Source organism: Castellaniella ginsengisoli, from assembly GCF_040955415.1.
Classification (GTDB): domain Bacteria; phylum Pseudomonadota; class Gammaproteobacteria; order Burkholderiales; family Burkholderiaceae_B; genus Castellaniella; species Castellaniella ginsengisoli.
The window spans coordinates 2,540,934-2,567,232 of sequence record NZ_CP158257.1 but is presented as its reverse complement, the minus strand read 5'-3'; the positions used below and the strand labels follow the sequence as shown (position 1 = coordinate 2,567,232).

Here is a 26,299-nt window from a genome sequence, read left to right as displayed (position 1 = left end):
GCCTTATTGCGCGTTCGGCTGATAGATCTGGTCGAACACGCCGCCATCCGCGAAGTGCGTCTTCTGGGCGTCGGCCCAACTGGGTGCCACGTCCGCGAGGGTGAACAGCGACACGCTGGGAAACTGCTGCGCATGCCGTTCGGCGACCGCCTTCAAGGTGGGGCGGTAATGGTTCTTCGCCGCAATTTCCTGTCCGGCCTCGGTATACAGATAATCCAGGTAGGCTTGGGCGACGGCGCGCGTGCCGCGGGCATCGACGATCTTGTCCACCACTGCCACGGGCGGCTCGGCCAGAATGCTGACCGATGGAACGACGATGTCGACCTTGTTGGCTCCCAGTTCCTCGATGGCCAGGAACGCCTCGTTTTCCCAGGCCAGCAGCACATCGCCGATGCCGCGCTCGACGAAGGTGGTGGTCGAACCCCGCGCGCCTGAATCCAGCACCGGCACCTGGCGATAGAGCTTGCCGACGAACTCACGGGCCTTGGCCTCGTCTCCGCCGGGTTGCCGCAAGGCATAGCCCCAGGCGGCCAGGTAGTTCCAGCGTGCGCCACCCGAGGTCTTGGGATTGGGGGTGATCACCTGCACGCCCGGCTTGATCAAGTCGCTCCAGTCGTGGATGCCCTTGGGATTGCCCTTGCGCACCAAAAAAACGATGGTGGAGGTGTAGGGCGCGCTGTTCAGGGGCAACTGCTGCTGCCAGTCTTTGCGGATCGAGCCGCGCGCGGCAATGGCATCGATGTCCGGCGCCAGCGCCAGGGTCACCACATCGGCCTGCAGCCCATCGATCACCGAACGCGCCTGCTTTCCCGAACCGCCGTGGGATTGGCGGATGGTGACGCGGTCGCCCGTCTTGTCCTGCCAATATTTCGCGAAGGCGGCGTTATAGGCCTGATAGAACTCCCGCGTGGGGTCGTAGGACACGTTCAGCAGGGTGAGGTCGGCGGCGTGCGCGGCGCCGGACAAGCCCAGGGCGGCCAGGGCAAGCAGGAATCGGAATCGCATGAGAGGATGTCTCTTCTGTGGGCTGCGGAGACATCAGGTTAAAGCGTTCCTTTCCGGGACAGAACGAATCGTTTTGTCCAACGATATGAATGTCGCGCATTATGCTGCGCTGCTATATGCGTATGCCGTGCGCGGCGCCGCCCCTCAGGATTGCGGCGGCAGGAATTGCGGCCGCAGAATGCCGCGCAGATGGTCGTAGGGGATCAGCAGCTCGGGCTGTCCCCAGGCATAAGGCGCAATCTCGTAAGGCTGGTACTTGACCAGCAGGCCCAGGTCGGTCAGGCCCGCGTTGTCGCTGGAGGCAAAGGGCCACATGCGATTGAAAGTATCCCGGTTGTCGATCGCGTCCGCATGCTGATCCAGCCAGCGGCCATGTTCGGCGCGCAGCGCCGCATCAAAAGCCGGCCGGGCGCCGGGCGCCAGCAGATTGTCGAGCGTCAGCGCTTTTTCGGCCGCATTATCCCAGTTCAGCAATTGCGAACCAGTAATGCCATGGGCCATGCCGGTGCGGTACTGGCCCGCGTCCAGTTCGACCACGGTGAGGCGCTCGTTGCGATAACGCGTCCTGGCCGTCAGGTGGACCTCGTCGCGCGGCCCGGCCGTCTTCCAATAATAGGCTTCGAAGCCGGCCAGCGTGTCGTAGGGTACCGGGTTCTGCGTATCGATCCAGGTCATCGATGCCAGGGCATGGTCGACCAGTTCAGTGAGGCGGGGGTGCCCCGGAAATGCCAGGGATTTCACCACCAGCTTTGGACATTCGCCTTCGCAGCCTGGCCGTTCGCGCGTCCATTCGACCGGCTGCGTGAACAGGCCATCCCGGCGGGTTTCCTGATCGAGCCGGGACGGCACGAGACTGAGGTTGTCCTGGGGGCCGCTGGCGCAGCCGGCCAGCCCCAGGCTCAGCGCCAGGGCGACGGCAGACAGGGCGGCGCGCGAAAAAAGCGGCGGGCAAGATGCGGGCTGCAAGGTCATCGGCATGGGTATCGAGAAGAAAACACGGCGCTCGAAAACTGCGGTCGGGCAGGGGATTCCGGGCCGCCGGATCGTGGATAATGAGGGCTTTCCATCCAAGGAGGCCGCATGCCCAGAATCTACCACAACCCGCGCTGCAGCACGTCACGCAAAGCGCTGGAAGCGCTCCAGGCCACGGGGCGGCCTGTCGAGGTGGTCGAATATCTGCACACCTTGCCATCGCGGGATGAATTGCGCGCATTGATCCGCGCGGCGGGCCTGACCGTGCGCGAGGCATTGCGCTCCAAGGAATCCGTCTACGCTGACCTGGGGCTGGCCGACGCCTCTCTGACGGACGAACAACTGCTCGATGCCATCGAACGGCATCCCGTCCTGTTGAACCGGCCGTTCGTCGTCACGGACAAGGGGGCTCGCCTGTGCCGCCCCTTCGAGACCCTCCAGGAAATCCTCTGATCCGCTGTTGAGGCCTCTGGCGGCTGCTTCGTCCGGCGTCAACAAGGCCGCATCCGCCGATATCCCGCGAGGACTGCATGTTTGATTTCATGTACGACCTGCCCGAATGGGCCATGTTCGCCGCCTGCGTGCTGCTGGTCGGCGGCTTATCGGTGGCCGCTCTGATCCTGATGATCGTCTTCCGGCGCCTGTGGCCGCCCGGCCCGCGTGCCTACAATATGATCAGCACCATGCTTTCCGGCATTCTGCTTCCCACAGGCATCGTGATCGCCTTCGTGGCCTCCGATATCTGGCAGCAGGACGCCAAGGGCCGCACCGCCGTCGAGCAAGAGGCCATCGCCGTGGCCGATACGCTGCGCATAGCCAAGTTCCTGCCGGTCGAACTGCGCGAACAGGTCACCGGCGTACTCGATGATTACATCCGCGAGGTCATTGAAATCGAGTGGCCCTTGATGGGAGACGGGCGGGCCAGTCAGGTTGCCGAAGATCAGCTCGAGACCCTGATGATCCTCTCGGTGGAGATCGAGTCCGGGACCAGCCAGCTCGCTTCGCGGCGCGCCGCCGAAGAACTGCGGCGCTACACGACGGATATCGAAAATGCCCGCAACCAGCGCTTGCTGGTTGCGCAAGGCCGGGTGCTGCCGACGAAATGGGCGGCTTTGCTGGTGTTGCTCTTCACCGCCGCCTGCGTGCTGAGCGAGCTGCACCTCAACCACCGCCGGCCGTTGGTTCTGTCCATGGCGTTGTTTTCCCTGGGGTTCGGCGCCACGCTGTATATGGTTGCCTCGTTCGACCGGCCTTTCACGGGCACCACCGTCATCGAACCGACGTCCCTGTCCGTGCTGCTGGTCAGGGGGTAACGCCGGACGCCGCGGCCTCCCATGAGGTCACCCGGCGCCCTGCCGCCCGGGTTTCTAGGGCTGGACCGACGGTGCGCCGGCCGGGAAGCGGCGCGTGCGGTGCGTGACCGGCAGGCCCCGTCCCTTCAGCAGGATATTCCAGTAGAACCAGGGCATGAAACTGCGTTTGAGCCACCAGTAGAAGCGGCGCGGGATGCGCGGATCCAGCGGGAAGCTGGGCGTGATCGTACCGCCGTAGGTGAATTCGGCCAGCATGACCTTGCCGCGCGAAGTCGTCAGCGGGCAGGCGGCATAGCCGTCATAGCTTTCGACGTTGCCGGCGCCGCGCAGGACACTCAGCAGATTGAGCGTCAGGACGGGAGCCTGGCTCTTGATGGCAGCCGCCGTCTTGCTGTTGGGCGTCGACGTGCAGTCTCCCAGGCCGAACACATTGGCGTAGCGCGTGTGGCGCAGCGTGTGCTTGTCTACATCCAGCCAGCCGTTGGCGTCGGCCAGCGGGCTGTTGCGGATGAAGGCGGGCGCGCCTTGCGGAGGGACGACGTGCAGCAGATCGTAGGCGACTTCCTCGCGCACTTTTTCACCGTCCACCACCGACTCGAAGACGGCGATCTTTTCTTCGCCGCGGACCTGGACCAGGCTCTGGCCGAAAAGCGGCTGCGCGCCATACGAAGCCATGACTTTGTCCAGTGCCTGCGCGTAGAAAGGAACGCCGAAGACCGCGGCGCCGGCGGTGCGGAACTGCAGGCTGTCGGCCTTCACGCCCCGGCGGCGGAAATGGTCGGCCGCGAGATACAGCGCCTTTTGCGGAGCGCCCGGGCATTTCACGGCGCCGGCCGGCTGGGTGAAGATCGCGGTGCCTCCCTTGAATTCGCGCACCAGCTCCCAGGTGTAGGGCGCGAGATCGTAGCGGTAATTGCTGGTCACGCCGTTTTTCCCCAGCGCGTCGGCCAGGCCGTCGATGGCATTCCAGTCGATCTGGATGCCGGCCGCGACCACCAGGTAGTCGTACGCCACGCGGCTGCCGTCGTCCAATTCCACCACACGCTCGTCGGGCAGCAAGGCGGTCACGCGCTGGGCGATATGGCGCACGCCCTCCGGCAGGCAGTCGTGCAGAGGACGGCGGGTGTCCTCGGCTCGATAGGCGCCGCCGCCCACGAGGGTCCAGGCGGGCTGGTAGTCGTGATGGCCGGCCGGATCGATGACGACGATATCCAGGCCGGGCTCATGGCGCCGGAGCTGGGCGGCGACGGTCGTCCCGCCGGTACCGGCGCCGACGATCACCACAGAATGTTTGCGGAGGGGGACGTTGCTCATGAGGGCCTCGAATGGTCGAAAAGAGCCCGGGGCGGGGCGCCCAGGGGCACGGATGCGCTCATTCTAAGAGCCGGCTCCGCATGCGCGAACGACCGATGGGCTATGTCTTTATGACCATCCGCCTCAAAAACCCGATGATTTGCAAGGATATCCGCCGGGCGACGGGCAGGATGCCGCAACGCGGCAGGGGGCCGGCATGCTCACCGCCCGTCCCCGATCCGCGTAGCGGCCCTCAAGCCTGCTCGTCGGGCGCCGGCAGCGCGGCCGCGGGATAGGCGCGGGCGGTGTGCGCCGCGGCATCGAGCTTGAAGCCCGCCACGGCCCGTGCCAGGGTCTGCGCCTGGTCGCGCAGGCTGTCGGCCGCCGCAGCCGACTCCTGGACCAGCGCGGCATTCTGCTGCGTCATGCCGTCAAGCTGCTGCACCGCGATCTCGATCTGGCTGATCCCCAGGCTTTGTTCGCTGGTGGCGACCTTGATCTCGTTGATGATGTCCGTGACGCGCTGGACTTCGGACACGATCCTGTCCATGGCCGCACCCGCCTGACGGACCTGCTCGCCGCCATGCGCGACATGGGTCACGTTGGTGTCGATCAGGGCCTTGATTTCCCGGGCCGACTGGGCGCTGCGCTGGGCGAGCGAACGGACTTCGGAGGCCACCACGGCGAAGCCGGCGCCGTGTTCGCCGGCGCGGGCGGCCTCGACGGCGGCGTTCAGCGCCAGGATGTTGGTCTGGAAGGCGATGCTGTCGATCACGCCGATGATGTCGGTGATGCGGGCCGCGTTTTCGTTCATGCCCTGCATGGTCTCGACCACGCGGCGCATCAGTTCCCCGCCTTCCCGGGCGGCGGTGCGGGCGCTGTCGGCCAGTTGCACGGCGGCGTTGCCCGAATCGGCGGTCTGCTTGACGGTGCTGGACAGCTCTTCCATGGAACTGGAGGTCTCCTGCAGGCTGGCGGCGGCGCCTTCGGTGCGGCGGGCCAGGTCGGAGTTGCCGGCGGCGATCTCGTCGGATGCCAGATGCACGGAATCCGTGGTCTGGCGGATGCTGCGCAATGTGCTGGCGATCTTGTCGACGAATTGATTGAATGAGCCGCCGACTTGAGCCAGTTCATCGTGACCGGTCTGGTCCAGGCGCTGGGTCAGATCGCCTTCGCCGGAGGCGATATTTTGCAAAGCGTCTTTCAGCAGCCCCAGCCGCCGGAGCAGGGTGCGTGTCAGAAGAGCCAGGACGAGGGCGGCCAGCGCAATCATGACGAGGCTCGTCAGGATGGCCTGAAGCCGCATCTGGCGCACGCCAGCCAAGAGATCGCCCTGGTCGAGGGCCACCGCCAGCAGCCAGTCGGTGCCCTGGATGCGGTGCGCGCTGAGCCAATAGCGTCCCGCGGCGCTTTCGACTTGCGCCAGTTCGCCGGGCTGATCCGCCAATTGGCTCAATTGCGGAATATCGAAGTCCGTGAAGACCTCGGTCGCCGGCTTCAGGGACAGCCGCGTGTCCGGATGGGCGATGATCTTGCCGTCGCCGGAAACCAGGTAGGCGAAGCTGTGTTCCGAAGGGCGCAAGGCGCGAGTGCTGGCGACAATGTCGTCCAGGCCGATATCGGCCCCGATGACGGCTCGCGTCTGGCCGTTTTCCCGGACGGGAACCGAAACGCTGAGCACCAGGCCATTGGATGCCGCATCCAGATAGGGTTGGGTCAGGACCGGCTTGCCCGCCTGCGCCGCCAGAGCGTACCAGGGCCGCGTGGTGGGATCGTAGTCGCCCGGCAGGGTGAGCGGCTCGCTGAACTTCATGGTTTTGTCCGCTCCGCCCACGTAGGCGACCTTGAAGCGCCCGGAATGTTGAGCTTGCAGCAGGAACGGCTCGGGCGCTGCCGCCAGGGCCACTGGCCGCAGCGAGGACAGGACCGATATCTTGTCGCGCGCCCAGCTTTCGATTTCCCTGGCGTTGCTGTTGATCAGGCTTTCCGTCTGGGCCGCGACCAGCGCCCTGACGGTATGCTGGGCGGAATACAGGTTGGCGGCGGCCAGCAATCCCATGGCTATGGCGACGGTGGCCGCCGAAGCCAGGACCAGCTTTGCCCGGATGGATAAAGTACGGATGCCCATGGCAATGGATTCCAGGTGAAAGTCGACGCCGGCACAGGGCCGGACGAACGCGAAACAAGAGGGCTTTGAGAACACATGCCCCGAGAACCTTGATGACGGCCGATTTCGGTTACAGTTTAATGATCAAGCAATCCCCCGCGTCTTGGCTGAAACCCCGATTGCTTTCAACCGCGTATCCTGTATGAAATCCCTGCCTGCCCAACACGACCTCGAAACTCTCAACGTCCTGATCGAGGGGCGCGTACAAGGCGTGGGCTTTCGCGCCGCCACCGTCCGCCAGGCGCACCTGCTTCGACTCGGCGGCTGGGTGCGCAATTTATCCGACGGCCGGGTAGAGGCCCTGATTCAGGGCGAGCGCGGCGCCGTGGACCGCATGCTGTCCTGGCTGCTCCAGGGACCGCCCGCCGCCCGGGTGAGCGGCGTGTCGCACACGGAGATCGCCACGGAACGCCACTACGAACGATTCGAGCAGATCTGATCCATCATGGCATGGCGCAACCATGGAACCAAACCGTGCGCTTGCGCTCCAAGCTCCGGTGCGCCGGCCCCGGCGAGCCGCATTTATTTCGAAAGGATGGGCATGAAACGGTTTTTCATTTTCGGCCTGCTGGCCGCCGCCCTGGGGGGCGCTCTATCCGCACACGCCCAGGCGGGCGAGGCGGTCACCGTCTACCAGGATCCGAACTGCGGCTGCTGCCACGGCTGGGCCGAACACATGCGCGCCGAAGGTTTCGAGGTTCGCGAAATCCCGTCATCGGATATGGCGGCGGTCAAGACCCGCCTGGGCGTGCCGGCGGAACTGGCATCCTGCCACACGGCGCGGCTCGAATCGAGCGGCCAGATCGTCGAAGGCCACGTCCCGGCCTCCGCCGTGCGCAAGCTGCTGGCCGCAAAAGACACGCGCGGCGTGTCGGCGCCCGGCATGCCCCTGAATGCGCCCGGCATGGGCCCCCTGGACGGCAATCTGGTGACGCTCGATTTCGACGGCAAGCCGTTCTCGCGCGACTGATCCCGCCGAACCCGCGAAGCCGCCTACAAGGAAGAGGGCGCGGCCGCGGGCTTTTTCTGGACGGCGGCCGGCCGGGCCGCTTCCGGAGAGGCCTCGTCCTGATTCCTATGGGGTTTCTCCACCAGCAGCTCGACCCGGCGGTTGCGAGCGCGCCCTTCAGCCGTGCCATTGCCGGCGATCGGCCGGGAGTCGGCATAGCCGACGGCCTTCAGATGCTCTTTGGCGATGCCGTTGGCCTGCAGATAACGCACCACACTGCCGGCCCGCGCGCTGGAAAGCTCCCAGTTCGACGGGTAGCGGGCATTGCTGCGCACCGGCACGGAATCCGTATGCCCCTCGACGGTGATGTCGTAACCCGCGTCAGACAGAACCTTGACCATCCGCTGCAGCACCGACAGGCCGGCGCGGCTGAGATCGGTCTGGCCGGTATCGAACAGAATCTCGCTATTGATGCGCAGGCTGACGGAACGCTGATTGACGATCACCTCGACGTCATGGCCCAGTTCGCTCAGGGGAAGCGAAGCCGCCAGGGCGGCCCCTTCGGAGGGCGCTTCGGGCTCATGGGGTGCGGGCGCGCCGATGACCGGCGCGGGCGAGGATTCGGCGCCGGAGGGGGAAACAAACGCGAGCGCGGCGTCCTCGGGAGAATAGGGAGCGATATCGTCCGGCGCCGGAATCGGCGCCAGCGCCTCGGACGCCGGGGAGACCGGCACGGGCGGTGGCGGCGGCTCTGGTTCAAAATCGGGAAAGGTCCCGAACAGCGGCGAATGCACGGGCTCGGCCGGCAGCCGCTCGCCGAAGGCGAGGGCGGCGTCTTCCGCCTCGTAGACAAAGACGTCGCCGTCCGGCGCCGGAATCGGCGCCAGCGCAACAAGCGGCGTCTCATCCGCCTGGATGGCGGCGTCCGGCACCGCGGCCCGCTTGCCGATGGAGCCCGAGAACGCCAGCATCACGATCATGACGACCAGCAGCAGGGTCATCATGTCCAGATAGGTGATGAACCAGCCTTCTTCCTGGGTCGATTCCGTCACCGGCCGCTCCAGGCCCCAGCGGTCGGATGCCGCGCGCTTGCGGTCGCGCCGCAAGGCCTGCCGGGCTTGCTGCAATTCAGCTTCCATCGCCCGCATGCGTTGAGCGATGGCCTGCGCCGGACTCATGTCGACGGAGCCATGCCTGCTCATGAAGGCTCCGGTTCCTTGTCTTTTGTCGTGGCCACCGGGCCCGGATCGCGCATCTCATCGCGGATTTCCGCCACGAAGGCTTTCAGCGTTTCGCGCATCAAGGCCGGGCTGCGTTTCTGGCTCATCATGGTGATGCCTTGCATCAAGGTGTTCATCAGGATCAGGCGCTGCTCGGTGCGGCGTTCGAGCTTGACCGCCACGGGCTTGAAGACCAGATTGGCCAGCAACACGCCATAGAACGTCGTCATCAGCGCCAGGGCCATCTGCCGGCCGATGGCCGTGATGTCGCCGTCGCCCAACAGGAACAGCAGGTTCACCAGGCCCACCAAGGTGCCCAGCATGCCGAAGGCCGGCGCGAATCCCGCCATGGTCCGGAACAACTGCGCCTCGGCGTGTTCTTTGGCTTTCATGCGGGCGATGCGCCATTGCAGCAGATCCATGATGTCTTGCTCGGGCACATTGTCGATCACGAATTGCACGCCGTTGCGCAGGAAAGGGCTGGAAACCCGCTCCAGCGCCTGTTCGACGGCGTGGATGTCGTTCTGCATCCAGATGCGGGCGATCTCGACCAGATCCTCCAGGTCTTTTTCGGGATCCAGGGGCTCGTGGTGAACGACGCTGCGGATCAGCCCGAACACGCGCATGACTTCACGCAAAGGATAGGCGATGAAGGTGGCCGCCGCCGTGCCGATCAGCACGATGCCCAGGCCAGGCAGATCGACGAACAGCCGGGGATCCTCGGCCGACAGGAACAGGACAATGGCCAGCAGCAGGATGCTGGCGACGATGCCGATCAGGGTGGATGGATTCATGCGCGGGTCCGTTGGGCGAAACAGTGGCATCTTACCGTGATCGGCGGCGCGGGCGCGCGAAGAACAGCGGGTGCTTTCCGGGCTCGCGACGGGAACCCGCCCCCTCGGCTCCCTTTCTTTAATTCGCATAATGTATATTATGTAAAGTTAAGGAGATGCCCGCCAAGACGCCTGGCTTCACGCTCGCCCGGCCGCGCCGAAACCGTCGTTCGCGGCATGGGCTTTCGGGGTTTCCGGAATTCACCGGAGCACACTCGAAGTCATGCAAAGGCGCCCGCAGGCGCGATGGAGTCAACATCATGCCGCTCATCCTGCTCTGGGTCATCATCGGAACGCTGACCATGCTGGCCTACATCGCATTCTTCGTCGACATCGACAGCCGGTGGGCTGATCATTTCATCGGCTATCCGCTCGTCTACGCGTTCACGGTCTTTCTGTGGCCGGTCACGGCGTGCTGGATGCTCTGGTCGTGGCTCGGTCCCGCAGCCTCTTCCGTACAGCGCCGGTGAGGTCCAGTCCCAGCGTCCACACAGGAGGCCGCCATCATGACAAAGAAAGAGATCATCCAACCGGACACTGCGCGGAAAAACCGTCCGCATGCCGGGCAGGAATCCCCCCCGCTGTGCCCGCGATGCGGTGAGCCGCTCCCGGCTTGCGACTGCGCGAACCGCTGGGAAAACGAAGGCGGCGCCACCGCCCCCCTGCGCAAGCGCAAGGATTCCGGCTGACGCCGCCGGGCAGACTAAGTTCATGCGTGGCGCCGGCGCGCGCCAGGCCCGCTCAGTTCTGCTTGCCCGGATCCTTCACGGCCTCGAAAGTCGCGAATTCGATATTGCGCAGTTCGCCGTCGACCCGCTCCAGCTTGCGGATGTATTCGTTCTGGACGATGTCACGGGTATCGGGGTCGATCTGCACGGGGCCGCGCGGGCTTTCCCATTTCAGGCCCTTGGCCGCCTTGATGAAAGCGTCGCCGCTGGCGTCGCCGCCGGTCTTTTCCAGGACCTTGTAGATCAGTTGCATGCCGTCATAGCCGCCGACCGACATGAAATTGGCCCGGTCCTGCGGATAGGCCTTGGCGTAGGCGCCGACGAAGGCTTTGTTTTCGGGCGAGTCGTGGGCATCCGAATAGTGGAAGGCCGTGATCATGCCCAGCGCGTTGTCGCCCAGGGCGGCCAGCGAGTTTTCGTCGGTCATGTCGCCGGGGCCCATTTCCTTGATGCCCAGCTTGTCGAGCCCCATTTCACGGAAATTCTTGGCCAAGGCCACCATCGAGCTGCCCGGCGGCACGAAAAAGAAGAGCGCATCCGGTTGGGTTTCCTTGACGCGCTGCAAAAAGGGCGCGTAATCGGGCGTGTTGACCGGCGTGCGCACCTCGCCCAGCACTTTGCCGCCCAGTTCGGTGAAGGTTTTCTTGAACTGCGCCTGAGCGTCGTGTCCGGGGCCGTAATCGGCCACCAGGATGTAGGCCGAGTCGATGTCGTTCTTGACGGCCCACTGGGCGATGGCCCAGGAGCTTTGCGGCAAGGTCATCGACACCCGCACGATGTAAGGCGACTTCTCGGTGATCGAGGACGTGGCCGCGTTCATCACGATCATGGGCACCTTCGCTTCCGTGGCGAGGGGCGCCACCGAGAAGGCATTGGGCGTCAGGTCGAAGCCTGCCAGGATGTCCACCTTGTCCTTGATCAGCAGTTCCTGCGCCTGGCGCTTGGCGATGGCCGGCGCGATGCCGGTATCGTCCTTGACGATCAGCTTGATCTTGCGGCCGGCGACCGTGTCGCCATGCTGGGCCATATACGTCTCGATCCCGTTCTGGATCTGCCGGCCATAGTCGGAGAACGGGCCCGACATCGACAGCACGAGGCCGATCGTCAGGTCCTTGGCCTGGGCCGGCAGCGCAAACGCAGCTCCCCCGACGGACAGGGCGGCAATGCCCAGGATTGTGCGCAATTTCATGGTCTCTCTCCTTGTTTTCGGTATGTGCTGCATCCGTGCAGGCTTGTCATCGGTTTTTTCGATAAAAAGGACCGTTCAACCTTCTAGGATTGAAGCACCGCGATCCGATCTTTCCAAGAAAGAAATGACACTATCAGCTATGCCGAAAACAATATAGCGGGGATCACCCCAGCCGCCATGCCAAGGCCGCCAGCGCCGCGCCCAGCACCGGCAGCGTCAGCGCCAGGCCCATGCGGCAATACTGCCCCCACCCGATGCGGATATCCCGGCCGCGCAGCACATGCAGCCAGAGCAACGTGGCCAGGCTGCCGATGGGTGTCAGCTTGGGCCCCAGATCGCAGCCGATCACGTGCGCATAGACCATGGCCTCCCGCACGGCGCCCTGCGCCTGCGAGGCCTCGATGGACAGTGCGCCCACCAGCACCGTAGGCAGGTTGTTCATCAAGGATGACAAGACCGCGCTCAACAGGCCCGTGCCGAGGGTGGCCGTCCATATCCCCTGCCCGGCCAGCCAGTCCAGAACCCGGGTCAGGAGATCGGTCAGGCCCGCATGGCGCAGCCCATAGACCACGAGATACATGCCCAGGGCGAACACGATGATCTGCCAGGGAGCGCCGCGCACCAGGCGCCACACGGGAATGCGCCCGCCCCGGGCGGCCACGCCGGCCAGGCACAGCGCGCCGGCCGCCGCTGTTGCGCTGACGGGCAAGCCCAGAGGTTCCAGGACGAAAAAGCCCAGCAGCAGCCAGGCCAGCACGCCCCACCCTGCCAGAAAAACCCGCCGGTCGCGCACGGCCGTCGCCGGCGCAGGCAGCCGCTGCACGTCGTAGCGCGGCGGAATGTCGCGGCGAAACACCGCGCCCAGGACCGCCAGCGAGACGGCGACGGCCACCCCATCGATCGGCGTCATCACGGCCGCATAGCGGGCGAAACCGATGCCGAAGTAATCCGCCGTGACGATGTTCACCAGGTTGGACACCACGAGCGGCAGGCTGGCGGTGTCCGCGATGAAGCCGGCCGCCATGACAAAGGCCAGCGTGGCGCGGGAGGAAAACCGCAGCGCCGCCAGCATGGCGACGACGATGGGCGTGAGGATCAGGGCCGCGCCATCGTTGTTGAACAGCGCACTGACGGCGGCGCCCAGCAGGACCATCAGCGTGAACAGCCGGGCGCCCCGCCCCGCGCCCAGGCGCGCCATGTGCAGGGCGGCCCATTCGAAAAAACCGGCGGACTCCAGCAGCAAGCTGATGATCACCACCGCCACGAAAGTGCCGGTGGCGTTCCAGACAATGCCCCAGACCACTGGAATGTCGGCCGGCTGGATGACCCCGGCCAGCAACGCCAGCCCGGCGCCCAGGCAGGCGCTCCAGCCAATGCCCAGCCCGCGCGGCTGCCAGATGACCAGCGCCAGCGTCAGGATGAACAGGCTCAGGGCAAGCATGGCGCCTAGCCGCCCAGCCAGCCGGCCGCGTGCAGCAATGTCGCACAGCCCAGGACCGCAAACAGTGCGGCGGCGATGCCGTGTATCAGGCGGGCCGGCAACCGGTCGGCGGCGCGGGCGCCGAAATACACGGCGGGCGCATTGGCCAGCATCATGCCCAGCGTACTGCCTCCCACGACCGCGGTCAGGCTGTCGTAGCGTGCCGCCAAGGCCACGGTGGCGACCTGGGTCTTGTCGCCCATTTCAGCGAGAAAGAACAATGTGATCGTCGCAGTCAGCACTCCCAGGCCACGCATCGGCCGGGGCGCCTCGTCGAGCCGGTCGGGGATCAGCAGCCAGCCTGCCATGAGCAGGAAGGAAACCCCCAGCGCCCATTGAAGGATATCGGGATCGAGCAGCCGGGCGACCAATTGGCCAACCAGGCCGGCCAGGGCATGGTTGGCCAGCGTGGCGATCAGCACGCCCAGACAGATCAGGCCGGGCCGGTGATAGCGGGCGGCCAGCATCATCGCCAGCAATTGGGTCTTGTCACCGATTTCACCCAGAGCGACGACGCCGGCCGACACAAGAAAGGCATCCATGAAACGAGAGATCCGGGGCTGACGCGACTACGCCCCCGCCGGCCCCTTGCGGCGGGAAACGCAGTCAGCGGTCTTGCCAGGCCCGGGCATGCAAAGATGCCAGCGGGCCGCAAGCGCCATGGCCGGACGGCCAAGTGTGTTGACGCATGCACCGCGCGGCGGGCCCTCCTGGGTGGATGGCGCGCCGGACGCGAGTCGGCTACTCCCCGATGACGGGTGGCGCGAATTATACCGGGGATTCCTTTTCGACTGGCGTTTGCCGACAGTGCCGCAGGGTTGAAGGCCGAACCGGCGTGTCGCCCCGCGCCGATGCCCGCTTTGCGCGCAAGGCCGACCCGGGCGATGCGGGCGGCTTTGTCGTATGATGGCCTTCTACCCGTTTTTTCCGCTTCGACCCCATATCATCATGCCCTCAGGTACCCGAATCGTCGAATTCGACCGCCCGGACATGGCTGGCGGCACCCATACGGTTGCCGAAGCCTGGGCCCGGGTGAATCCGCCGCTGTCCCCTCAGGAGCGCGAATTCCAGAAAGACCGCATCCGCCGGCTGCTGGCTTCCCGCAATGCCGTTCTGGTGGCGCACTACTATGTCGATGCCGACATCCAGGATCTGGCCGAGGAAACCGGCGGCTGTGTGTCGGATTCCCTGGAAATGGCGCGCTTCGGCCGGGATCACGCGGCCGACACCCTGGTGGTCTCCGGCGTCCGTTTCATGGGCGAGACGGCCAAGATCCTCTCTCCGGAAAAGCGCATCCTGATGCCCGATCTGGACGCCACCTGTTCGCTGGACCTGGGCTGCGACCCGGTGGCGTTTGCCGCATTCCGGGCCCGGCATCCCGACCGCACGGTGGTGGTCTACGCCAATACCAGCGCCGCCGTGAAGGCTCAGGCCGACTGGATGGTAACCTCCTCCATCGGGCTGGACATCGTGTCCGAACTGCACCGGCAAGGCAAGAAGATCCTCTGGGCGCCTGACCGGCACCTGGGCTCCTACATCCAGCGGGAGACCGGCGCCGACATGGTGCTGTGGCAAGGATCCTGCACCGTGCACGACGAGTTCAAGGGCATCGAGCTCGACTTGATGCGCAAGGAACACCCGGGCGCCCTGGTGCTGGTGCATCCCGAATCGCCCGCCGCCGTCGTGTCCCAGGCCGATGTCGTGGGCTCGACCTCGCGGCTGCTGGCCGCCGTGACCGAATCCCCGGCCACGACCTTCATCGTCGCGACCGACCAGGGGCTGCTGCATAAAATGCGGCTGGCGGCGCCCGACAAGACGTTCATCGCCGCGCCCACGGCCGGCGAGTCCGCCACCTGCAAGAGCTGTGCCCATTGCCCCTGGATGGCCATGAACTCTCTCAAGGGCGTGGCCGACGCGCTGGAGTTCGGCACCAACGAAGTCCACCTGGACCCGGCCCTGGGCCGCCAGGCCAAGGTCTGCATCGACCGCATGCTGGACTTCGCCGCCGCGCGCCGCCGCAATACGCGGCCCGGCCCCGATCTGGCGCAAGAGCAGGCGCTGTTTTCCGGAGTCGGCCCGGCATGAGCCTCCCCTCTTCCACTTTGCGCAATCCTCACGCCCCCTTCTCGCCCGCGCTGCAATCGTCCCTCGACGCCAACATCGAACGCGCCCTGGCCGAGGATGTCGGCGCGGGAGACGTCACCGGCCTGCTGATTCCCGCCGAACAGATCGAGGCCGCCCATGTGATCGTGCGCGAGCCCGCCGTGCTCTGCGGCGCGCCTTGGTTCGAGGCTGCGATGCACCGGGTGGATGCGCGCATTCTGCTTGACTGGGCTTACGCCGAAGGCGATCTGATGGAAGCCGGCTCCGTGGTCTGCCGCCTTCACGGGCCAGTGCGCGCGCTCTTGACCGCCGAACGCACGGCCTTGAATTTCCTGCAGTTGCTGTCGGGCGTGGCGACGGCCACCCGCCGCTACGTGGACCTGACGGCCGGCACGCGGGCATCCATCCTCGACACGCGCAAGACCCTGCCCGGCCTGCGCCTGGCCGAAAAATACGCCGTGCGCGTGGGCGGCGGCAAGAATCAGCGCCTGGCCCTGTACGACGGCATCCTGATCAAGGAAAACCACATCCTGGCGGCGGGCGGCATCGCTGCCGCCCTGCGGGCCGCGCAGACGGTCTCGGGCGGTGTGCCGATCCAGATCGAAGTCGAGTCCCTGGACGAACTGCGCCAGGCGCTCGAAGCCGGTGCTGTTTCCGTGCTGCTGGACAACTTCAGCCTGGACGATCTGGCGGCCGCCGTGGCGCTGAATGCGGGCCGCGCACTGCTGGAGGCTTCGGGCGGCATCCGCCACGAAACCGTGCGCGCCATCGCCCAGACGGGCGTGGACCGGATTTCCATCGGCAGCCTGACCAAAGACATCCAGGCCGTCGATTATTCTCTGCGGGTCCTCTGACCCATCCGCCGGCGCAACCCGCCGGCTGCGCCGCACCTCAGCGAAAACCCTCTTCCGGCGTCATCACCGTGGGCAAAGCCCGGGGCAGCGTCCACGGGAAATCCTGGCAATAATGCAAGCCGCGGCTTTCTTTGCGGGATAACGCTGCGGCGACCACCAGCGCCGCGACCTGGATCAGGTTGCGGCACTCCAGCAAGTCGCTGGTGACCCGGTGTTCCTGATAATAGGCCTCGATTTCCTGCTCCAGCAGGCTGATGCGCTGGTGCGCGCGGCCCAGGCGCTTTTGCGTGCGCACGATCCCGACGTAATTGGACATCAGGCGGCGCACCTCGTCCCAGGCATGCGTGACCAGCACCGCCTCCGAGCTGTCCCGGGCGCGGCTGTCGTCCCATTCAGGCACCTGGCCCGGCAAGGGATCGGCCGGCGGCAAGGCATCGATGTCATGGGCGGCATTGCGGCCGATCACCAGGCACTCCAGCAAGGAATTGCTGGCCAGGCGGTTGGCCCCATGCAAGCCGGTGTAGGCGGTTTCCCCCACCGCGTAGAGGCCGGGAATATCGGTGCGGCCGTTCATGTCGACCACCACGCCGCCGCACGTGAAATGCATCGCCGGCACCACCGGGATCGGCTCGCGCGTCATGTCGATGCCGAACTCCAGGCAGCGGGCGTGGATCGTCGGAAAATGCTCGCGCACGAACTCGGCCGGACGGTGGCTGATATCCAGATCCACATGGGTCAGGCCGCGCTTCTTGATCTCGAAATCGATGGCGCGGGCCACCACGTCGCGCGGCGCCAGTTCCAGCCGCTCGTCATGCCACTGCATGAAGCGTTCGCCCGCCTGCGCGCCGGCCGAGGCCGGCAGGCGCAGCACCCCGCCCTCCCCGCGCACAGCCTCGGAAATCAGGAACGACTTGGCTTGCGGGTGAAACATGCAGGTCGGGTGAAACTGCATGAATTCCATGTTGGCCACGCGGCAGCCGGCCCGCCAGGCCATGGCGATGCCGTCGCCGGTGGAGGTGTCCGGGTTGCTGGTGTGCAGATAGACCTTGCCGGCGCCGCCCGTGGCCAGCACGACGCGGGCGGCCAGGATGGTGTGGACCCGGTCGGCGTGTTCGTCGTAGACGTAAGCACCCAGGCAACGGGCGGGCTGGCTGGCGGCCGGCGTCCCCTGGCCGGCCAGGATGCGGCTGGTGATGAGTTCGACCCCGGAATGGTATTCCAGCAAAGTGATGTTGTGATGGGCGCGGACCTGTTGCTCCAGCGTCTGCTGGACCAAGTGGCCGGTCGCGTCGGCGGCATGAATGATGCGCCGCTGGCTGTGACCGCCCTCGCGGGTCAGGTGGAAACCCAGCTCGGCGCCCTGGTCCGGCGTGAAGGGCACGCCAAGCTCGATCAGCCAGTCGATGGCCGAGCGGCCTTGCTCGACGATGTGGCGTGTGGCGTCGGAGTCGCACAGCCCGGCGCCCGCCACCAGGGTATCGGCGATGTGTTCGTCATGGCTGTCCTGGGAATCCAGCACGGCGGCGATGCCGCCCTGCGCCCAGTTGCTGGAGCCGTCCAGCAAGGCTTTCTTCGACAGGACGGCGACTTTTTTGTCGGCTGCCAGGTGCAGCGCCACCGTCAGACCGGCCAGGCCGCTGCCGATGATCAGGACATCGTATTGGTGATTCATGACACTTCTAGTTTGGATGGTTGCATCCCCGGTCTCCCCGGGCCGGGGGAACCATTCTATATCCGATTGCGCCACCTCGCGGCCTGCATGCCGCTCGGATTCGACAGGCACCGGACAGTCCGCAGGGACTGTTTGTGTGGCATCTCTCCACCTCGCGGCCTGCATGCCGCTCGGATTCGACAGGCACCGGACAGTCCGCGCAGGGACTGTTTGTGTGGCATCTCTCCACCTCGCGGCTTGCATGCCGCTCGGATTCGACAGGCACCGGACAGTCCGCAGGGACTGTCCGGTGTCCTGTCTCATCCACATGCTCCTGTGTAGCCGCAGTGGGTGCAGAACTGGCAGCCGTCTTTCTTGATGACGCTGTGCAGATGGCATTCCGGGCATTCCGTCCCGTGGGCGGGCGGCGCCTGGCGGGCCGCGGGCGCCGCGTCGACCGCGGCTTCGGCCTGGACGACGCCCATCTGCTCGACGGGCTCTCCCTGCTCGTCGAGAATGCCGAGCATCGTGTAGCGATGGATCAGCAGGCGGGCGATGTAGGCTTCCGTCGAGGGGAAGGAACTGGACTTGTCCGTGCCAGGCACCCGGGCGAGGAAATCCCCCTGGGGTTCCGCATACTTCATCAGCTTGCGCAGTTTCATGGCGATCCAGGCCGGATCGACGATGCGCATGTCCAGGCTCAAGAGTTTGAACAGGCCTTCGAAGGCGCGCGGGAACTTGCCCGCGCCCCACACGGAGTACGGCCGGGTGGAGCCGTCGGGCATGCGCAGTTCTTTGACCATGAGCACGAAATCGTCGCCCGTCACCGGGTTGAGGACGTCGCAGATCCAGCCCATCGTGCCGTCCGGGCCCGTCTTGGGCTCGCGCGGCGCGATCAGCGCCTCCATCATGGCCGATTTGGATTTGGCCGAGCGATCGATGCCCAGGGTGCGGTGGCGGAACGCCACCAGCCGCGCCAGGGCGGCCACCGTCGAAGGAACCCAGACGGGTTCGCCTGTTTCCGGATCCAGAACCTGGAAAGCCGTGCCGCCGTTGGTGCCGGCCAAGACCTCGAGCTTGCGGCTGAGCCAGGGGAAATCGTCCGTGTACATGTCCAGGCTGAGCATCTTGGCCACCGAGCCCAGGCCGCGCGGCGGCCGGGCCCCGTTGACCCAGACCTCGAAGGGCCGGTTCTGCAGGTCGGACACGAACACCACGAAACTGCCTTCCGGGGACTCGATGGCGTCCGAGGCCCAGCAGGAGGCCCCGCGCGGCAGCCGGGGGCGGTTGGGCCAGCGCAGGCTGTTGAGGACGGGCTCGATGACGCGCTTGAGCACGAGGCGGCGATCGGCTTCGGACAAGGAAATGGCTTCGGGCTGAGCGGGGTGCTCGGCGGCGGGCGCGACGGACAGTACGGCGGCGCGCTTGCCGCTGGGGCGGTAAGTCGTGATGCCTTTGAGGCCAAGCTTCCAGGCCTGCATGTACAGGTCCTTGAAGTCCTCGTAGGGATAATCGGCGGCCACGTTCACGGTCTTGGAGATTGCGGCATCCACGTGGTCTTTGACGGCGGCGACCATCAAGGCGTGATCGCGCGCAGAGATCTCCAGCGCCGTCCGGAAATACGGCGGCAGTTCGCCGGATACGTCGCCGCCCATCAGGCGGTAAAGGCGGTAGGCATGGTCTTCGACCACGTAGTCCTGCTTGCCGCCGTCGGCCATGCGCTTGGTGCGCGTATAAGTCCAGGAAAACGGCGGCTCGATGCCATTGGACGCGTTGTCGGCAAAGGCCAGCGAGATCGTGCCCGTGGGCGCGATCGAGGTGAGGTGGCTGTTGCGGATGCCGTGCGCCGCAATGGCAGCGCGGATGTCTTCGGGCAGGCGCCGGGCAAAACCGCTGTCCAGGTAGGCTTCGGCCTGAAAGCCCGGAAACGGGCCGCGTTCGCGGGCCAGCTCCACCGAGGCCCGGTAGGCGGCATGGGCGACCTCGCGGGCAAAACGGGCCGCCATCTCGCGCGCGGGTTCGCTGTCATAGGCCAGCCTGAGCATCACCAGGGCGTCGCCCAGCCCGGTGACGCCAAGCCCGACACGGCGCTTGTGGGCGGCTTCGGCCGCCTGCTCCGGCAGGGGCCAGACAGTGGCATCCAGCACGTTGTCCAGCATGCGCACGGCCACCGCCACGACGTCGGCCAATCCTGCCCAATCGACGGAAGGCTCGCCCTGCAAGCCAAACGGATGGCGCACGAAACGCGTCAGGTCGATGGAGCCCAGGCAGCAGCAACCGTAGCCCGGCAGCGGCTGTTCTCCGCAAGGGTTGGTGGCGTCCAGGGTTTCCAGGTAGTGCAGATTGTTCTCTGCGTTGATCCGGTCATGGAACAACACGCCGGGTTCGGCGTAGTCGTAGGTGGACTGCATGATCCGGTCCCACAGGTCGCGGGCGCGGATTTCCCGGTAGACCCACAGGCCGTCCTCGCGCTGGTGCGCGCCGGCCGCCTTGAGGTCGTCGCCGGGCTCCGCCGCATGGGTCAGGGGAAATGCCGTATCGTGCTCGACGGCGCGCATGAAGGCGTCGGTGACGCTGACCGACACGTTGAAATTGGTCAGTTCGCCGGCAGTCTGCTTGGCTTCGATGAACGCTTCGATATCGGGGTGGCCGACGTCCAGCACACCCATCTGCGCGCCGCGCCGGGACCCGGCGGATTCGACAGTCTCGCAGGAGCGGTCGAACACGCGCATGTAGGAGACCGGGCCGGATGCCTTCGAAGCCGTGCCCTTGACCAGCGCCCCGGCCGGCCGGATGTGGCTGAAGTTGTACCCCACCCCGCCGCCTCGCCGCATGGTCTCGGCGGCTTTTTGCAAGGCGTCGTAGATGCCGGGCCGGCCATCCACCGGAGCGGAGACCGAATCCCCGACCGGCTGGACGAAGCAATTGATGAGCGTGGCGGCCAGATCGGTGCCCGCGGCCGAATTGATGCGACCGGCGGGGATGAACCCGCGCTGCTGGGCATCCAGGAACAGGGCGCGGTAGCGGGCGCGTTGCTTCGGTTTTTCGACGGCTGCCAGGGCGCGCGCTACGCGTTGCTGAATCTCGACGATCGAGGTTTCACCGCCCTTGGCATATTTTTCGCGCAGGACTTCGACGGAAATCGATTGGGTCTCCAGACCCGAGAAAACATCCACTCGGTTCATGCAGGCTCCTGTGGGGAAATTGAAAAAACCCTGCGACGGCCGGCGGCCGCACACAGGGTCTCCGGGAATGCCCCGGCAGGCTTGCCCGGGGGCGAAGCCCCCGGGCGCCGTGCGATCACTGCGGAGCGCCGGCCACCAGCCAGTCGACCACCACCTTGATGTCGGCGTCGGAAATGCCGACATTGGGCGGCATCGGGATCGGGCCGTAAACGCCGGAACTGCCTTCCTTGATGTGCTTGGTCAGGACCGCGGCGGCATCCGCCTGGCCTTTGTGCTTGGCCGCAACCTCGTTGTACCCGGGGCCGATGACCTTCTTATCGACGGCGTGGCAGGCCAGACAGGCGTTCTTGGTCAGGATGTCCTTGACCTGGGCGAAATCCGGCGCGGCGTGGGCGGTCTGGCCCAGGGCCAGCAAGGAAAGGCTCAAGGCGAGAGCAGGCAATTTCATGTGTGAATCTCCGTCAAACAGGGAAGTGACCAGGGGGGCGCCCCACGAGCGCCCGAATCAGACCGCTGCAGGCAAGCGGCGGCGAAATCATTTCATTACACCACGGGTGGCAGGCGGGTGGAAGATTACCACTACGGTTTATAGGTTTTCCGGGTCCGGCGTCTTTTCCCCGCCGCCCGCCCGGCCTATCATGGGATGGATCCATCTCTGTGCGGAGCAGCAACATGATCAACGGCGCGGTGCCTCCCCCCTGGGACGTCGAAACCTGGCTGAATCTGTCCGATGAACCGCCTACCCTGGAGTCGTTGCGCGGATCCGTCGTGGTCGTGCATGCCTTCCAGATGTTGTGTCCGGGCTGCGTGTCCCACGGTCTGCCCCAGGCCAAGGCGATCCACGAGTCTTTTCCGCCGGGGCGCGTCCAGGTGATCGGCCTACACACGGTCTTCGAGCATCACGCGGCCATGGGCGAGATCTCGCTGCGGGCGTTCCTGCACGAGAACCGGATCCGCTTTCCCGTCGGCATCGACCGGCCTGCGCCATCGGGCAATCCGATCCCACTGACCATGCAGGCCTGGGGCCTTCAGGGCACGCCGTCGCTGGTGATCCTGGATGCCAAAGGCGGCGTCCGGCTGCATCACTTCGGCCGGCTGGACGACCTGCGGACGGGCGCCGTCATTGGTCAGCTTTTGGCCGAAGCGGACTCGATGGCCCCATGAATCCGGCCAACAGGTCGATGGGGATCGGAAACACCAGGGTCGAGGACTTGTCGCCCGCCACCTGGGCCAACGTTTCCAGGTAGCGCAACTGCATGGCGGACGGCTCCTGGGCCAAGGTATTGGCCGCATCGGCCAGCGCTTGCGCCGCCTGACGCTCGCCTTCGGCATGGATGACCTTGGCGCGGCGGTCGCGTTCGGCCTCGGCCTGACGCGCCATGGCGCGCACCATGGTCTCGTTCAGGCCGATGTCCTTGATTTCGACGTTGGTGACTTTGATGCCCCAGCCGTCGGTCTGGGCATCGAGGATGGTCTGGATGTCCAGGTTCAACTTTTCGCGCTCGGCGAGCATCTCGTCCAGTTCATGCTTGCCCAGTACCGCCCGCAGCGTCGTCTGCGCCAGTTGGCTGGTCGCCTCCAGGTAGCGCTCGACCTGGATGATGGCCTTGCCGGGATCGATCACCCGGAAATACAGGACCGCATTCACCTGCACCGACACGTTGTCGCGGGAAATCACATCCTGAGGGGGAATGTCGAGCGTGACAACGCGCATGTCCACGCGGACCGCCTGCTGCAGGAAAGGGATCACGATGATCAGCCCCGGCCCCTTGGTGCTCGTATAGCGGCCCAGCGTGAAGATCACGGCGCGCTCGTATTCGCGCAGGATGCGAAACAGCTTGAACAGCACGAATATCAGGAAAACGAGCGCCAGCAGGCTCAGGCCCGAATCCAGTTCCAGAAACATCATGAGGGTTCTCCCAGGGAAACATCCCGCTCGGGGACGGGTTCGACTTTCAGCATCAGGCCATGTTCGGCCCGGACTCGCACAGACTGGCCCAGCTTCAAGGGGGTATCCGCGTACACCTGCCAGATTTCGCCGCGCACCAGCGCGCGCGCCCTGCCCCGCGCATCGGATTCCTGGGTGACTTCGCCGGTCATGCCCGGCAGCTCTTCATTGCCGCCCCGGACCCGCCCGCGATGCGCCTGGATGGCGATGATCGCGGCCAGCGCCAGGATCAGCCCCAGCAGCGACAGCGCCCAGACCGATTCCGAACCAAAGTAGAGCAGCAACATGTTCCTTCCCGGAATAAAGAGACGGCATCGGGACCGGGCGCGGCCCCCGCGTGACCGGCGCGTCCGCGCCGGGCGTGTGTTCAGGCAATGCGGTGGCGTTTGGCGTAATCGTTCATGGCGTCGGCCAGGATCAAGGCGTGATTGTGTTCCGCATCTTTGGCGCCGAATACCAGCGTAATGCGTCGGCCCCGGGCCGCCTCGAAGACCTCGCCCATGCGGGCCTGAACCTGTTCATCCCGCAGTTCGGCGGCGTAGTCGCGGCGAAAACCATCCCAGTGTTCGGGCTTGTGGCCGAACCAGGTGCGCAACGCCGGACTGGGCGCCAGGTCCTTGCACCAGAGATCGTATTGGAACGCAGCCTTGGAGAGGCCGCGCGGCCAGAGACGGTCGATGAATACGCGCAGGCCATCGGTATCGGCCGGGGCCTCGTAGACGCGCTTGATCTGTACGGGCGATTTCATGATGACTGCCTTGCGGGCCCGGGGCCGGCATCCATGGCTTCGGACCGTCTGTTGCGGGTTTGTCCACCTCGCCGCCTGCGGGCGGCCTGGACCCGACCGGCGCCGGATAGCCCGCGGGGGGCCGCCGGCGCCGACCGGCCTCATGCCTTGCTGGGATGCGTCATGTCCAGGGGAACGATCCATTCATCGTACTGCGCATCGGTCAGAAAGCCCAGCGCCAGCGCGGCCTCGCGCAAAGTGCTGTGTTCTTTGTGGGCCTTCTTGGCGATCGCAGCCGCCTTGTCGTAGCCGATGTGGCGGTTCAGCGCCGTCACCAGCATGAGGTTCTTGTTCAGGTTTTCCTCGATGCGCGGCAGATTGGGCTCGATGCCCGCGGCGCAGTGCTCGTCGAAGGACAGGCAGGCGTCAGCCAGCAGGCCGATGCTTTCCAGAACGTTGTGCACCATGACGGGCTTGTAGACATTCAACTGGAAATTGCCTTGCGAGCCGGCGAAGGCCACGGCGGCGTCGTTGCCGTAGACCTGGGCGCACACCATGGTGATGGCTTCGCACTGAGTGGGGTTGACCTTGCCCGGCATGATGGACGAGCCAGGCTCGTTTTCCGGGATCAGCAGCTCGCCGATGCCGCAGCGCGGGCCGCTGGCCAGCCAGCGCACGTCGTTGGCGATCTTCATGAGTGCCCCGGCCAGCGTGCGCAGCGCCGCCGACAGGTTCACCAGCGCATCATGGGCCGACAGGGCGAAGAACTTGTTCTCTGCGCTGCGGAACGGCAGGCCGGTGATGTCGGCAATCCGCGCGGCGGCCAGTTCGCCGAAACGCGGATGGGCGTTCAGACCGGTGCCGACGGCCGTCCCGCCGATGGCCAGATCGTAGATGCCCGGCAGCGCCGCCTGCACGGCGTCCAGCGCGAAATCGAGTTGCGCCACCCAGGCGCTGATTTCCTGGCCCAGGGTGATCGGCGTGGCGTCCTGCAAGTGGGTGCGGCCGGTCTTGACGATGTTCTGGTAGGCCTTGGCCTTGGCGTCCAGCGTGGCGCGCAGGCGGCCGACGGACGGGAAGAAATGACGCGACAGTTCTTCCGCCACGGCAATGTGCATGGCCGTCGGGAAGGTGTCGTTGGATGATTGACCGCGATTGACGTGGTCGTTGGGGTGCACCGGGGCCTTGGAGCCCACCTGCCCTCCGGCCAGTTCGATGGCGCGGTTGGAGATGACCTCGTTGGCGTTCATGTTCGACTGGGTGCCCGAGCCGGTCTGGAAGACCACCAGCGGGAATTCGCCGTCGAGCTTGCCCTCGATGACCTCGTCGGCCGCACGCACGATCAGGTTGCCGATCTCTGCAGGCAGTTCGCCGAGTTCGGCATTGGCCTGGGCGGCTGCCTTTTTCAGCACGCCCAGGGCGCGGATGACGGGGGGCTGCCAGCGAAACCGGGTCACGCCGATGGGAAAGTTCTGGATGGAGCGCTGCGTCTGCGCGCCCCAATAATGCGCGGTGGGCACCTCGATGGCGCCCATGGAATCGGTTTCGGTCCGGCTTTCGGCCATGATGTCAAACTCCAATGGAAGAAGAAAAAATTTCAGGCGCCGGCGCGGCCGGCACCAGGAAAAGATCCGCCCAGATGCGCGCCACGTCGAGCATCCGGTTGGCGAAGCCCCATTCGTTGTCGAACCAGATCAGCAGATTGGCGAAACGACCCTGGTTGACCCGGGTCTGGCCGAGATCGACGACGACGGAATGCGGGTCGTGATTGAAGTCGATCGAGGCGTGCGGCTGGCTGGTGCAGGCGATCAGGTCGGGACGGGCCCGGGCCGCCTCGAGGAAAATCGCGTTCAGCGCTTCAAGAGAGGTGTCCCGGCGCAGGTTCACGGCCAGATCGATGGCCGACACGTTGAGGATGGGCACCCGCACCGCCTTGGCCTGGATGCGGCCGGCCAGTCCGGGCAGCAGGCGCTCGATGCCCTGGGCCAGCCCCGTCGCCACCGGCACGATGGATTGCATGGCCGAACGGGTACGGCGCAGATCGGCGTGGTGATAGCCGTCGATCATCGGCTGGTCGTTCATCACGGAATGCAGCGTCGTCAGGAAAGCGCTGTCGACGCCCAGGCGGCGCTCAAGCAGATCCAGGACCGGCACGGCTGCGTTGGTCGTGCACGAGGCCGCCGACGCAATGCGCTGGCCGGCCTGCAGATCGGCGTCGTTGATGCCATGGACGATGGTGCAGTCCACATCCGCCGCGCTTTTGCCGGGATGCGAGACCAGCACCCGGGGACAGCCGGCATCCAGAAAGGCGTGCAGGCTGTCGCGCGTGGAAAAAGCCCCGGAGCACTCCAGCAGCAGGTCGAACGCCAGCCGGCGCCAGGGGCCATCGGCCGGTTCGCGCGCATGGAACACCTGGATCGCCTGCCCTGCGATTTCCAGCCCGCCGTCGATCACGCCGACCTCACCCGGAAAGATCCCGTGGGTCGAATCGTAGCGGGTCAGATACGCCATGGAATCCAGATCGGCCGGCTCATTGATCGCCACCACGCGCACGTTGTGGCGGTGGCGGGATTCCATCAAGGCGCGCAGCACGCAGCGGCCAATCCGGCCATAGCCGTTGATGGCAACGCGCAAAGGGCGGGAGACGGCGCAATCGGAGCGGTCGGCGGGCATGGCGGGCAT

The 26,299-nt window shown here is 65.8% G+C and carries 25 protein-coding genes and 1 riboswitch; of the genes, 8 read left to right on the top strand and 17 right to left on the bottom strand.

Annotated features, from left to right (window positions below; all coding sequences use genetic code 11):
- Nucleotides 1-3: 3 nt before the first annotated feature.
- Nucleotides 4-1,005, bottom strand: coding sequence for a sulfate ABC transporter substrate-binding protein (locus ABRZ00_RS12125; RefSeq protein ID WP_368641868.1), 1,002 nt, complete (start codon nucleotides 1,003-1,005; stop codon nucleotides 4-6).
- Nucleotides 1,006-1,149: 144 nt separating this feature from the next.
- Complete coding sequence (locus tag ABRZ00_RS12120; protein WP_368641869.1) at nucleotides 1,150-1,983, bottom strand: RsiV family protein; 834 nt, start codon at nucleotides 1,981-1,983, stop codon at nucleotides 1,150-1,152.
- A 102-nt stretch (nucleotides 1,984-2,085) separates the two neighbouring features.
- On the opposite strand from ABRZ00_RS12120, the gene arsC reads away from it, so the two are divergent.
- Entirely contained in the window at nucleotides 2,086-2,430 is a 345-nt protein-coding gene (arsC, locus tag ABRZ00_RS12115) for an arsenate reductase (glutaredoxin) (RefSeq protein WP_368641870.1), read from the top strand.
- A gap of 77 nt (nucleotides 2,431-2,507) precedes the next feature.
- Complete coding sequence (locus ABRZ00_RS12110) at nucleotides 2,508-3,290, top strand: hypothetical protein (protein WP_368641871.1); 783 nt, start codon at nucleotides 2,508-2,510, stop codon at nucleotides 3,288-3,290.
- 54 nt (nucleotides 3,291-3,344) lie between these two features.
- Here ABRZ00_RS12110 and ABRZ00_RS12105 read toward each other — a convergent pair whose 3' ends face one another.
- Together ABRZ00_RS12105 and ABRZ00_RS12100 are read right to left on the bottom strand one after the other, a co-directional pair.
- Entirely contained in the window at nucleotides 3,345-4,604 is a 1,260-nt protein-coding gene (locus ABRZ00_RS12105) for an FAD-dependent oxidoreductase (RefSeq protein ID WP_368641872.1), read from the bottom strand.
- A gap of 232 nt (nucleotides 4,605-4,836) precedes the next feature.
- Nucleotides 4,837-6,711 (bottom strand): methyl-accepting chemotaxis protein, encoded by a 1,875-nt coding sequence (locus ABRZ00_RS12100; RefSeq protein WP_368641873.1) that lies wholly within the window; start codon nucleotides 6,709-6,711, stop codon nucleotides 4,837-4,839.
- A gap of 181 nt (nucleotides 6,712-6,892) precedes the next feature.
- On the opposite strand from ABRZ00_RS12100, the gene ABRZ00_RS12095 reads away from it, so the two are divergent.
- Both ABRZ00_RS12095 and ABRZ00_RS12090 read left to right on the top strand, forming a co-directional pair.
- Nucleotides 6,893-7,189 carry an acylphosphatase gene (locus tag ABRZ00_RS12095; RefSeq protein ID WP_343835133.1) on the top strand — a complete coding sequence of 99 codons (297 nt, stop codon included), beginning with the start codon at nucleotides 6,893-6,895 and terminating at the stop codon, nucleotides 7,187-7,189.
- 102 nt (nucleotides 7,190-7,291) lie between these two features.
- Nucleotides 7,292-7,720, top strand: a complete 429-nt coding sequence (locus tag ABRZ00_RS12090; protein WP_368641874.1) for a DUF411 domain-containing protein — start codon at nucleotides 7,292-7,294, stop codon at nucleotides 7,718-7,720.
- 23 nt (nucleotides 7,721-7,743) lie between these two features.
- Here ABRZ00_RS12090 and ABRZ00_RS12085 read toward each other — a convergent pair whose 3' ends face one another.
- Both ABRZ00_RS12085 and ABRZ00_RS12080 read right to left on the bottom strand, forming a co-directional pair.
- On the bottom strand, nucleotides 7,744-8,901 hold the full coding sequence (locus tag ABRZ00_RS12085; RefSeq protein ID WP_368641875.1) for an OmpA family protein: 1,158 nt from the start codon (nucleotides 8,899-8,901) through the stop codon (nucleotides 7,744-7,746).
- Entirely contained in the window at nucleotides 8,898-9,713 is an 816-nt protein-coding gene (locus ABRZ00_RS12080) for a MotA/TolQ/ExbB proton channel family protein (RefSeq protein ID WP_343835129.1), read from the bottom strand. The genes ABRZ00_RS12085 and ABRZ00_RS12080 overlap by 4 nt, the downstream gene beginning before the upstream one ends.
- 299 nt (nucleotides 9,714-10,012) lie before the next feature.
- Here ABRZ00_RS12080 and ABRZ00_RS12075 point away from each other — a divergent pair, with 299 nt between their 5' ends.
- Complete coding sequence (locus ABRZ00_RS12075) at nucleotides 10,013-10,222, top strand: hypothetical protein (RefSeq protein WP_368641876.1); 210 nt, start codon at nucleotides 10,013-10,015, stop codon at nucleotides 10,220-10,222.
- Between the two features lie 271 nt (nucleotides 10,223-10,493).
- Here ABRZ00_RS12075 and ABRZ00_RS12070 read toward each other — a convergent pair whose 3' ends face one another.
- From ABRZ00_RS12070 to ABRZ00_RS12060, 3 genes are all read right to left on the bottom strand, one after another.
- Nucleotides 10,494-11,669 carry an ABC transporter substrate-binding protein gene (locus ABRZ00_RS12070; RefSeq protein ID WP_368644302.1) on the bottom strand — a complete coding sequence of 392 codons (1,176 nt, stop codon included), beginning with the start codon at nucleotides 11,667-11,669 and terminating at the stop codon, nucleotides 10,494-10,496.
- 163 nt (nucleotides 11,670-11,832) lie between these two features.
- Nucleotides 11,833-13,110: an arsenic transporter gene (locus tag ABRZ00_RS12065; protein WP_368641878.1), complete on the bottom strand. Its 1,278-nt coding sequence runs from the start codon at nucleotides 13,108-13,110 to the stop codon at nucleotides 11,833-11,835.
- A 5-nt stretch (nucleotides 13,111-13,115) separates the two neighbouring features.
- Nucleotides 13,116-13,691 carry a TMEM165/GDT1 family protein gene (locus tag ABRZ00_RS12060; RefSeq protein ID WP_368641879.1) on the bottom strand — a complete coding sequence of 192 codons (576 nt, stop codon included), beginning with the start codon at nucleotides 13,689-13,691 and terminating at the stop codon, nucleotides 13,116-13,118.
- 79 nt (nucleotides 13,692-13,770) lie between these two features.
- Nucleotides 13,771-13,911: riboswitch (yybP-ykoY riboswitch) on the bottom strand.
- A gap of 186 nt (nucleotides 13,912-14,097) precedes the next feature.
- Between ABRZ00_RS12060 and nadA the strand changes: the two genes are divergently transcribed.
- Nucleotides 14,098-15,234 (top strand): quinolinate synthase NadA, encoded by a 1,137-nt coding sequence (gene nadA / locus ABRZ00_RS12055; RefSeq protein WP_368641880.1) that lies wholly within the window; start codon nucleotides 14,098-14,100, stop codon nucleotides 15,232-15,234.
- Complete coding sequence (nadC, locus tag ABRZ00_RS12050) at nucleotides 15,231-16,106, top strand: carboxylating nicotinate-nucleotide diphosphorylase (RefSeq protein WP_343835124.1); 876 nt, start codon at nucleotides 15,231-15,233, stop codon at nucleotides 16,104-16,106. The genes nadA and nadC overlap by 4 nt, the downstream gene beginning before the upstream one ends.
- A gap of 37 nt (nucleotides 16,107-16,143) precedes the next feature.
- Here the strand turns inward: nadC and nadB are convergent, their stop codons facing one another.
- From nadB to ABRZ00_RS12035, 3 genes are all read right to left on the bottom strand, one after another.
- Nucleotides 16,144-17,778, bottom strand: coding sequence for an L-aspartate oxidase (gene nadB / locus ABRZ00_RS12045; protein ID WP_368641881.1), 1,635 nt, complete (start codon nucleotides 17,776-17,778; stop codon nucleotides 16,144-16,146).
- Between the two features lie 299 nt (nucleotides 17,779-18,077).
- Entirely contained in the window at nucleotides 18,078-20,942 is a 2,865-nt protein-coding gene (locus tag ABRZ00_RS12040) for an adenosylcobalamin-dependent ribonucleoside-diphosphate reductase (RefSeq protein WP_368641882.1), read from the bottom strand.
- Nucleotides 20,943-21,057: 115 nt separating this feature from the next.
- A complete protein-coding gene (locus ABRZ00_RS12035; protein ID WP_343835120.1) occupies nucleotides 21,058-21,390 on the bottom strand; it encodes a c-type cytochrome in 333 nt (110 codons plus the stop codon).
- Between the two features lie 224 nt (nucleotides 21,391-21,614).
- On the opposite strand from ABRZ00_RS12035, the gene ABRZ00_RS12030 reads away from it, so the two are divergent.
- Entirely contained in the window at nucleotides 21,615-22,106 is a 492-nt protein-coding gene (locus ABRZ00_RS12030; RefSeq protein WP_343835118.1) for a TlpA family protein disulfide reductase, read from the top strand.
- Here the strand turns inward: ABRZ00_RS12030 and ABRZ00_RS12025 are convergent.
- From ABRZ00_RS12025 to ABRZ00_RS12005, 5 genes are all read right to left on the bottom strand, one after another.
- On the bottom strand, nucleotides 22,063-22,848 hold the full coding sequence (locus ABRZ00_RS12025) for a slipin family protein (protein WP_368642840.1): 786 nt from the start codon (nucleotides 22,846-22,848) through the stop codon (nucleotides 22,063-22,065). The two genes, ABRZ00_RS12030 and ABRZ00_RS12025, sit on opposite strands and share 44 nt — an antisense overlap.
- Nucleotides 22,848-23,177 (bottom strand): NfeD family protein, encoded by a 330-nt coding sequence (locus tag ABRZ00_RS12020; protein ID WP_368641883.1) that lies wholly within the window; start codon nucleotides 23,175-23,177, stop codon nucleotides 22,848-22,850. Before ABRZ00_RS12020 ends, ABRZ00_RS12025 begins: the two co-directional genes overlap by 1 nt.
- Nucleotides 23,178-23,257: 80 nt before the next feature.
- Complete coding sequence (locus tag ABRZ00_RS12015) at nucleotides 23,258-23,638, bottom strand: DUF488 domain-containing protein (RefSeq protein ID WP_368641884.1); 381 nt, start codon at nucleotides 23,636-23,638, stop codon at nucleotides 23,258-23,260.
- 140 nt (nucleotides 23,639-23,778) lie between these two features.
- Nucleotides 23,779-25,182, bottom strand: a complete 1,404-nt coding sequence (gene fumC, locus ABRZ00_RS12010) for a class II fumarate hydratase (protein ID WP_368641885.1) — start codon at nucleotides 25,180-25,182, stop codon at nucleotides 23,779-23,781.
- Between the two features lie 4 nt (nucleotides 25,183-25,186).
- On the bottom strand, nucleotides 25,187-26,299 hold the full coding sequence (locus tag ABRZ00_RS12005; RefSeq protein ID WP_368641886.1) for a type I glyceraldehyde-3-phosphate dehydrogenase: 1,113 nt from the start codon (nucleotides 26,297-26,299) through the stop codon (nucleotides 25,187-25,189).

What these genes read in the sequence shown, in the direction of transcription:
- ABRZ00_RS12085 (WP_368641875.1), bottom strand. Translation starts at nt 8,901, where the DNA reads ATGAGCAGGCATGGCTCCGTCGACATGAGTCCGGCGCAGGCCATCGCT.
- ABRZ00_RS12020 (WP_368641883.1), bottom strand. Translation starts at nt 23,177, where the DNA reads ATGTTGCTGCTCTACTTTGGTTCGGAATCGGTCTGGGCGCTGTCGCTG.
- ABRZ00_RS12070 (WP_368644302.1), bottom strand. Translation starts at nt 11,669, where the DNA reads ATGAAATTGCGCACAATCCTGGGCATTGCCGCCCTGTCCGTCGGGGGA.
- nadB (WP_368641881.1), bottom strand. Translation starts at nt 17,778, where the DNA reads ATGAATCACCAATACGATGTCCTGATCATCGGCAGCGGCCTGGCCGGT.
- ABRZ00_RS12095 (WP_343835133.1), top strand. Translation starts at nt 6,893, where the DNA reads ATGAAATCCCTGCCTGCCCAACACGACCTCGAAACTCTCAACGTCCTG.
- nadC (WP_343835124.1), top strand. Translation starts at nt 15,231, where the DNA reads ATGAGCCTCCCCTCTTCCACTTTGCGCAATCCTCACGCCCCCTTCTCG.
- ABRZ00_RS12040 (WP_368641882.1), bottom strand. Translation starts at nt 20,942, where the DNA reads ATGAACCGAGTGGATGTTTTCTCGGGTCTGGAGACCCAATCGATTTCC.
- ABRZ00_RS12030 (WP_343835118.1), top strand. Translation starts at nt 21,615, where the DNA reads ATGATCAACGGCGCGGTGCCTCCCCCCTGGGACGTCGAAACCTGGCTG.
- ABRZ00_RS12065 (WP_368641878.1), bottom strand. Translation starts at nt 13,110, where the DNA reads ATGCTTGCCCTGAGCCTGTTCATCCTGACGCTGGCGCTGGTCATCTGG.
- ABRZ00_RS12005 (WP_368641886.1), bottom strand. Translation starts at nt 26,299, where the DNA reads ATGCCCGCCATGCCCGCCGACCGCTCCGATTGCGCCGTCTCCCGCCCT.
- ABRZ00_RS12025 (WP_368642840.1), bottom strand. Translation starts at nt 22,848, where the DNA reads ATGTTTCTGGAACTGGATTCGGGCCTGAGCCTGCTGGCGCTCGTTTTC.
- ABRZ00_RS12120 (WP_368641869.1), bottom strand. Translation starts at nt 1,983, where the DNA reads ATGCCGATGACCTTGCAGCCCGCATCTTGCCCGCCGCTTTTTTCGCGC.
- ABRZ00_RS12035 (WP_343835120.1), bottom strand. Translation starts at nt 21,390, where the DNA reads ATGAAATTGCCTGCTCTCGCCTTGAGCCTTTCCTTGCTGGCCCTGGGC.
- ABRZ00_RS12015 (WP_368641884.1), bottom strand. Translation starts at nt 23,638, where the DNA reads ATGAAATCGCCCGTACAGATCAAGCGCGTCTACGAGGCCCCGGCCGAT.
- ABRZ00_RS12060 (WP_368641879.1), bottom strand. Translation starts at nt 13,691, where the DNA reads ATGGATGCCTTTCTTGTGTCGGCCGGCGTCGTCGCTCTGGGTGAAATC.
- ABRZ00_RS12125 (WP_368641868.1), bottom strand. Translation starts at nt 1,005, where the DNA reads ATGCGATTCCGATTCCTGCTTGCCCTGGCCGCCCTGGGCTTGTCCGGC.
- ABRZ00_RS12090 (WP_368641874.1), top strand. Translation starts at nt 7,292, where the DNA reads ATGAAACGGTTTTTCATTTTCGGCCTGCTGGCCGCCGCCCTGGGGGGC.
- ABRZ00_RS12110 (WP_368641871.1), top strand. Translation starts at nt 2,508, where the DNA reads ATGTTTGATTTCATGTACGACCTGCCCGAATGGGCCATGTTCGCCGCC.
- ABRZ00_RS12075 (WP_368641876.1), top strand. Translation starts at nt 10,013, where the DNA reads ATGCCGCTCATCCTGCTCTGGGTCATCATCGGAACGCTGACCATGCTG.
- nadA (WP_368641880.1), top strand. Translation starts at nt 14,098, where the DNA reads ATGCCCTCAGGTACCCGAATCGTCGAATTCGACCGCCCGGACATGGCT.
- fumC (WP_368641885.1), bottom strand. Translation starts at nt 25,182, where the DNA reads ATGGCCGAAAGCCGGACCGAAACCGATTCCATGGGCGCCATCGAGGTG.
- ABRZ00_RS12100 (WP_368641873.1), bottom strand. Translation starts at nt 6,711, where the DNA reads ATGGGCATCCGTACTTTATCCATCCGGGCAAAGCTGGTCCTGGCTTCG.
- arsC (WP_368641870.1), top strand. Translation starts at nt 2,086, where the DNA reads ATGCCCAGAATCTACCACAACCCGCGCTGCAGCACGTCACGCAAAGCG.
- ABRZ00_RS12105 (WP_368641872.1), bottom strand. Translation starts at nt 4,604, where the DNA reads ATGAGCAACGTCCCCCTCCGCAAACATTCTGTGGTGATCGTCGGCGCC.
- ABRZ00_RS12080 (WP_343835129.1), bottom strand. Translation starts at nt 9,713, where the DNA reads ATGAATCCATCCACCCTGATCGGCATCGTCGCCAGCATCCTGCTGCTG.